At 51.6% G+C, this 6,550-nt stretch carries 6 protein-coding genes; 4 read left to right on the top strand and 2 right to left on the bottom strand.

The window, feature by feature from the left end; translation table 11 throughout:
• Positions 1-250: 250 nt before the first annotated feature.
• Together N4Q37_RS18760 and N4Q37_RS18755 are read left to right on the top strand one after the other, a co-directional pair.
• Positions 251-544, top strand: a complete 294-nt coding sequence (locus N4Q37_RS18760) for a DUF3077 domain-containing protein (protein ID WP_260961028.1) — start codon at positions 251-253, stop codon at positions 542-544.
• Positions 545-674: 130 nt separating this feature from the next.
• The gene (locus tag N4Q37_RS18755; RefSeq protein ID WP_260961027.1) at positions 675-1,673 is read left to right on the top strand and encodes an Abi family protein; all 999 of its coding nucleotides are present in this window, start codon (positions 675-677) and stop codon (positions 1,671-1,673) included.
• Between the two features lie 59 nt (positions 1,674-1,732).
• On the opposite strand, the gene N4Q37_RS18750 is transcribed toward N4Q37_RS18755, so the two are convergent.
• Positions 1,733-4,270, bottom strand: coding sequence for a nuclease-related domain-containing DEAD/DEAH box helicase (locus N4Q37_RS18750; protein WP_260961026.1), 2,538 nt, complete (start codon positions 4,268-4,270; stop codon positions 1,733-1,735).
• A 501-nt stretch (positions 4,271-4,771) separates the two neighbouring features.
• Here N4Q37_RS18750 and parS point away from each other — a divergent pair.
• Both parS and N4Q37_RS18740 read left to right on the top strand, forming a co-directional pair.
• Positions 4,772-5,329, top strand: a complete 558-nt coding sequence (gene parS, locus N4Q37_RS18745) for a type II RES/Xre toxin-antitoxin system antitoxin (protein WP_260961025.1) — start codon at positions 4,772-4,774, stop codon at positions 5,327-5,329.
• Positions 5,329-5,826 carry an RES family NAD+ phosphorylase gene (locus tag N4Q37_RS18740; RefSeq protein ID WP_260961023.1) on the top strand — a complete coding sequence of 166 codons (498 nt, stop codon included), beginning with the start codon at positions 5,329-5,331 and terminating at the stop codon, positions 5,824-5,826. The genes parS and N4Q37_RS18740 overlap by 1 nt, the downstream gene beginning before the upstream one ends.
• 112 nt (positions 5,827-5,938) lie before the next feature.
• On the opposite strand, the gene N4Q37_RS18735 is transcribed toward N4Q37_RS18740, so the two are convergent.
• On the bottom strand, positions 5,939-6,496 hold the full coding sequence (locus tag N4Q37_RS18735; RefSeq protein ID WP_260961022.1) for a thioesterase family protein: 558 nt from the start codon (positions 6,494-6,496) through the stop codon (positions 5,939-5,941).
• Positions 6,497-6,550 lie beyond the last annotated feature (54 nt).

Genomic DNA, 6,550 nt, shown 5'->3' with positions numbered 1-6,550 from the left:
AGGCCGACCTGGTGAAATCAAGGCCTGCCTGACGGCAGGCCGCTACCGGCCCGAACACAAAAAATCTGACAGTCCCCGGTTTACCAACCTGCGCGCAGCTGCCACCCATTCGCTTGGTAACGAGAAGTGGCAGCTCCTAACGGTCAAGGAGCTAGACAATGCGAACAGTCGACCCATACAGATTCCCGCACTCCGATCCCCTCGATTCAGAATCCGAATGTCACTGCACCTCTATCATCGGAGGTGATCAATGACTGAACACACGGAAGAAAAGACCATCGGCCTGACGCCCTTCGTCTATTGCTCAGGTCACCCACTGTTTCATGTCCGCGCTGGCGTACCCGTCTACGAGGCACTGGCAATGGCGTCGGACCTGCTATTTCTGGCGAAGGCGTTTGCCGAAGACGCAGCGTTCATACGCGATACCGACCGACACGCCTGGGCTGCGCATTACTTCACGGTGATGGGCAAGGCGGTCATTGATGACGTGGTCATGGCCGTTACGCCCAAATCCGGGCTGGACCTGTATGGGGCGAAACCATGACGGGCTACAGGAGCACACGCCGCGTTGACTGCGCGGTGATGAGCGCAGATACTTAACCCAATAGCGCCCGAACCTCTGGTGCTGGCTCAGTCCAGCACTATGTTCGGGCCTTCTTTTTCCTGGACAAAGGATGTCGCAACCATTAGCTCCGCCAAAGCCGTTTCGATCCTACAGCGATCTGTGCGCTCTGCTCACCAGCCGTGGTATGCAGATCCTCGACGTACCCCGCGCCGAACGTAAACTCAGTCAGATTGGTTACTACCGCTTGAGCGGATTCTGGTATCCGTGCCGTGAATTCCTTCGTAATGCCAAGGGCGACGTGGTGCTGTGCGCCGCCGGTAAAAAACCACGACGTCAAAACGTGTTTACCCCTGGCACCCATTTCGATTCCGTTATTGAACTTTATCTGTTCGACAAAAAATTGCGCCAACTGATGCTGGATGCCATTGAGCGCGTTGAGGTGCACTTACGCTCGGCCATTGCTCACGAGGTGGGTTATCACGACCCGCTGGCCTATCAGGACATCCGCTACATCAATCCTTCGCAAACCAGGACCTTCACGACCAAACAGGGTAAGTCGCGCAACATTTGGAACGACTGGTCAAAGCGTCAAGAAGAGCAAATTGCTCGTAGCCGCGAGGACAGTATCGAGTGGCATCGACAGCAGCGTAAAGCAATGCCCTTTTGGGTGATCGTCGAGGCATGGGACTTTGGAATAGCATCGAAGTACTACGAGATACTCAAAGACAGCCATCGGAACAGAATCTGCAAACGGTTCGGCCTCACTCATGCAAGAATTCTTAAAGAATGGCTCCAGGAGATCAGCATCCTACGCAACCGGTGTGCGCACCATAGCCGCATCTGGAACCAGATTTCAGCTAACCCTGTACCCACCGTGCCAAACGATCCCTACTTTCAGAGGCTCGGCCTCGACTCGAATGCGACAAGCCGTCTTTACGGTCTGATCGCGGTACTCTGGTACCTGGTCAAAAACATCGGCGTCAACTCGAAATGGATATATCAGGTGGCCGACGTCATTGACGCTAAACCCACGTTGCCTGGCTGCCCATTGGCGGCGCTGGGCTTTCCTGATGAAACCGGGTTCCCTCGGGGGCTGTTTGGGATATGACTGTGCTTGGGTGATGTGGTACTGGCAAAAACACATTAACCATTATGGTTCGGCATAGATCATTCTTCGGCCGGGGTCGTAATAGTGATATCGGCACGTTGCCGCGCAGTTGATGTAGCATTGGGGGCGTTCTCGTCTTCAACAGGACAGTACACCCCTTTGTATAGCCTGATCGTATAATGCTTCGCATAAAGCGTTCCCATGGCGTTGGCAAAGATGCTTTGCCAACTTTTCAACGTAATATTAGATAGGGATTCATATCGATTATAGATTTCTTCAGCGATATCATGAACTGCCATTCTGCCCTCGCGGGGCCATGTAGCGATTCTGGATTGGGCAAAAGCGAATGCCACTCTGTACATGTCCTTTCCCTGAGGTAATGGCACTTCAAGAATTTTCTCTCTGCGCTTGTTTCGAGATGCATATAATAGCGATGCGGCCGCTGCAATAGCGATAGGCAACCCGTTCCTCAATTCTAGAGACTTGACTTTATCTGTGATTTGCCCTGTTATGAGTTTGTCATATTGCTCAATTTCTCTCATAAGAGCACTGTCAGGAAGCTCATGATTATGAGCTCTATCAAGAGAGCAAAATACGCATTTGTTATGTCGAAGACCTTTGTGCGGAGTGATACGGCAACAAACTGGACAATTTTTTAGTTCGACCTGCAAATGAAGGCCGGATTCTTCAGAGTCCAAGCTCTCCATTTTTATGTAGTAAACTTGGTTTAGGGTGTTCTTGATCCAGTAAATGACAGGGTTGCAAACCATTTTGCTCAGGTAATCTAACCAAAGCATAACCGGAGTTTCATTTGTCTCCAGCTCGACAATCCAGGCTCTCCATTCTTCAGCCCAAGAAATATCTATACTTTTAGTAGAGAGCTTGATGACTGAAGTGTTGCATTCTACAATATTTCGAATACGAAGTTTTGAGCGCTCCATTGTGATAATATTTTTGCTGGTCGGGTTATTTTCCAAACGTAGTTGAAATCCCCCTTCAGAGTCCCAGTACAGATTTTTGACATTATAGAGTGCAATACACTTGGTAGTGGCGCGTGAATAAGCGCTAAAAAGCTCCGCGGTCCCAAGACCCTCAGCACCGAGCACGATGACAATAGGGCATTCCAACCCTCTGAATTTTGCTATCGCCTCAAATGGGATTTTCTCACTAACAAGGTAGTCGTAGTGCTTGTTTCCTTGTATTGAGTCAATAAGGATAATGATGTCATCCGACTTAACGCCACCTTCAATTAATTGAGATCTTATAGATTTCAATTCTTGATGTGGGTCGATGGTCATGATTTCCAGCGCAGAATCAACTTCAACCTCACGAGGTGAATGATACTGAAAGCTCGGCGGAACAACTTCAGCCAGAATCTCAGTCACTGCTTTGGGCATCCTGATCACGATGCTGAGCACAAACGGTTTGATCTGGAGCAAGGTACTTAATTCGTCTAGGCAGACAGTATCTCGCTCAAAAGAAAATACTTGTGTCTCGTCACAAAAGCAGGCGATAGTTTTGTTCTCAAACCACTTGAATAAAAGCTCACACCATTTTTTATTGAGTGCTTGAGCTTCGTCAAGTATGAGGGCGTCATACTCGCCCATAAGCCCCTTGTCTAACGCCTCTTGTAAATGTGTTAGGCAAAGGCCCTGAAACCATTCAGATTGGTCGGCTGTTCTTTCTAACAGTCTAGTGGCTTGAGCGCATAGCCCGTGCCAAGTAAATACAGCACAGCCTGAATAGTCGGAAAGCTGCGATTTTATGTGATCTTTCAATCTGCTATTGAATGAGATAACCAAAACGCGCTTCCCGTCCGCGGATAACTTTCTGGCCGCCTCGGTTGCAATAAGGGTCTTTCCTGTACCCGGCCATCCTGTCACTAAAGATTTGGCTTTTTTTACTATAAGGTTAACGACTGTGCTTTGCTCGGTCGTTAGCTTTAGCCATACTTTTCCGTCATAGAGTATCCTGCTGCTCCATGAGGGCGTGCCGTCTATCACGGGGCAAAGAGCGTTAACAAGCTCCCGCATTTTTTCTGTTCCAAGTGCGGGATTCTGTAGTGCGGCTCTCCAATACTTCATTAGCTCAATCACCCGCTCTGCTACATTAGGCATTTGCGAGTAGTCGATATATATTGGTTGTGGTGGAGTGGCTGTTGTGTCATAGAGGCCGGGAGCTATAGGGGATGAGCAAAAATCGCTATGAGGAAATACAAGTCCGTATCCAAGCCTAAGTCTCAATGACGGTTTAACGCCTAGCCATGCGGCAAGACCGTGAACATTTTTTCTCGTTTGTGTTATTGGATTAATTATGTGTTTGTCTTTTATATGGACAAAGACAGAGTTTTGAACATGGTACGCGCCACTCTTTACTTCTAAAGCTAAAACGCCGTTCTCTGGGTGTATTATAAGAAAATCGATTTCACCAGTTGGTTTGGCACTCGGGTCTATCTGTCTTACTGCTTTACAAAGCCAAGGCAAACTATGGATAACCGTGTAGCTATCTGGCAGATGCTTCTTAAAAGCGGTGTATAAGTCTCGCTCACCAGCACTATCAGTTTCATGCGGTCCATGCTCTGGTATCATTCTAGCCATTAAATCTGCTGCCTTAACACTATCCTATGAAGTGGACACGTTGCGTGCTTATTCGGCGCCGGAACATCGGTACTTTAGCGATGTGTGTGCTCCGTCCATGTCGCTTTGTCGTACCCTGAGCGAAGACTTTATATGACTTTTTTCAAGTGCACCAACGCCGTGGGGAGGGTATGCGCTTCGGCTCTTGCCCAGCGAATAGGTTCGGCGATTGCTCCGGCGGCTCGTCCAACGGCTGGTTCACCGCAGCTCACCCAGCATGACGACTTGCGCGATGCCCAGCAGGGTCTTGCACTGTGTTCCCTCCCGCAGCGCTGCAAGATCACTGAGCATAATGAAGGATGCCACTGATGACCTATCCCACGTTGTTCGGGCTTTTGAAAGCGGCCTAGCCTCGAAAGCGAGCCCTGCGGCTACGTGGGCGTCATACCGAACGTTTGGATTAGCAGCTCCTGCCATTTGGCACTATAGTTAATGCCAGATGACAAGGTGACGGAGGTTGCCATGAGCGCCAAGAAAAAAGACGTTGCAGTCAATGAAGCTGTCAAAGCTCCCAGCCGGAAAAGGACGGTAAAACCACGCCCATCGAATGCGGCTGTAGCCGCACTGAGCCCAGTGGTGATGCCAGGTTCAAGCAGTGTGCCGCCCATGGTTGCGGTCTTGCTTGCTGACAAAGATAGCGATGATCGGATGGAGATCTACAGGGCAGTTAAGCGCGGGTTCCCGCTGCGGTGGGTGCTCAATATGATCGAAAACAGCGCTGTCTATAAGCAATCCGGTGTGTTGTCGAAGATCGTCGGCGCTTCTGATCGCACGCTTGCGCGGCGGTTGAAGACGCCTGATGAGGCGTTGACGCCAGAGCAAAGTACGCGTGCGCTCAATTACGCTGAGGTCTTGGAAAAGGCAACGGATGTGCTGGGTTCGCGTGAGCTTGCCGAGCAATGGATGGTTAAGCCTGCACGGGGGCTGGATGGGGAAATTCCCATCGATCTGATCTCCAACTCGGTGGGGTACGAGTTGGTGACTGACTTTCTGACGCGCATTGAGTATGGGGTCTATTGATGGCTAAGGACCCCTTGAGCAGTGAGATTCATTTCTGGCGCCTTGACCCTGCTGAATACGCCGCCACTTGGGATTCAGGGGTGGGGGCTGAAAAAGTGGGTGGGCGCTGGAACCCCAAGGGTATGACAACGGTTTATGCGGCTTTGGATGCGTCGACTGCCATCCTGGAAGTGGCCGTGCATAAGGATTTCGATGCACTGGATTGCAAGCCTCATTGCCTCACGCAGGCCCGCGTGTTGGACCGATCCAGGATTTATGTCGTGCAGCCGGAAAGCATCGCCAATCCTAACTGGTTGGTGCCAGGTACCCCGAGTCGCAGTCAGCAACAGTTCGGCGCTGACCTCTTGAGCCAGTACCCTTTTGTGCTTGTCCCTTCCAGTGTGTCGCGGCATAGCTGGAACATGTTGATGAACCCGCCTCTGGCGGATGGGTTGTACGAATTGGTACTGCAAGAACCCTTTGCTCTTGATGGGCGGCTTAACAAGCCTTTGTCCTGAAGCAGTCGGCGTCAGGATCTGTGTCCGCCCATTCCAGGGGCCATAGCTGCCCTCGACCTTATGCGGTTGGATTTATCTCAACCCTCAACAATAAAGGGTTGTGGTGTAGCGGCTAACGCCTGCCGGTGCGTGCGCCTTCTTCCAGTCGAAGCTCAAGGCTCAAGTCATCGCAGCTTTGCGACCAGGCGGCGAGCCACTCGGGCATGGCTGGCGACTGTTCGGTCAACCCCAGCGCTTGGACGAATTCAATCGGCGCAATCGTGCCCTTGGCCGAGCGGAACAGACCGCGCATGATCACCACGCCCACGACGCGTCCCCGGCTCACGAACCGGTGTTCCATGAGCATCCATTTGTCATCCCAGCCGAGTATCCGGCTGTGCACCTCGAACGCTTCGAACAGCTTCAGTTCACGCCGAAACTTGCCCCAGACATCCCCTACGATCGGCACCGCCCGATTGCGCAGCGCCACTTTGTAGGCACCGCTGCGCAGCACGTAATCCATGCGGCCAACATCAGCGAGGGTGAAATAGCGGCCATTGGTGACGTGGCGATTGAAATCCAGGTCCAGCGGCCAGACACGCATGCGTATGACGGTGGTGTCCAGGGGCGCCGTCGGCTTGCGCCAGGGACGACGCAACAGCATCAGCAAGAGTCGGAACCAGAGATTCATGAATACGCCGCCAGAATGGAAAGCGCAGCACTGTAAACAGTGCTGCGCGGCCTG

The organism is Pseudomonas citri (assembly GCF_025336485.1).
Taxonomy (GTDB): Bacteria; Pseudomonadota; Gammaproteobacteria; order Pseudomonadales; family Pseudomonadaceae; genus Aquipseudomonas; species Aquipseudomonas citri.
This window is presented reverse-complemented; position numbering and strand designations above follow the sequence as displayed.

Excerpts from the sequence above, each read along its gene's own strand:
- N4Q37_RS18760 (WP_260961028.1), top strand. The coding sequence starts at position 251 with ATGACTGAACACACGGAAGAAAAGACCATCGGCCTGACGCCCTTCGTC.
- N4Q37_RS18755 (WP_260961027.1), top strand. The coding sequence starts at position 675 with ATGTCGCAACCATTAGCTCCGCCAAAGCCGTTTCGATCCTACAGCGAT.
- N4Q37_RS18750 (WP_260961026.1), bottom strand. The coding sequence starts at position 4,270 with ATGGCTAGAATGATACCAGAGCATGGACCGCATGAAACTGATAGTGCT.
- parS (WP_260961025.1), top strand. The coding sequence starts at position 4,772 with ATGAGCGCCAAGAAAAAAGACGTTGCAGTCAATGAAGCTGTCAAAGCT.
- N4Q37_RS18740 (WP_260961023.1), top strand. The coding sequence starts at position 5,329 with ATGGCTAAGGACCCCTTGAGCAGTGAGATTCATTTCTGGCGCCTTGAC.
- N4Q37_RS18735 (WP_260961022.1), bottom strand. The coding sequence starts at position 6,496 with ATGAATCTCTGGTTCCGACTCTTGCTGATGCTGTTGCGTCGTCCCTGG.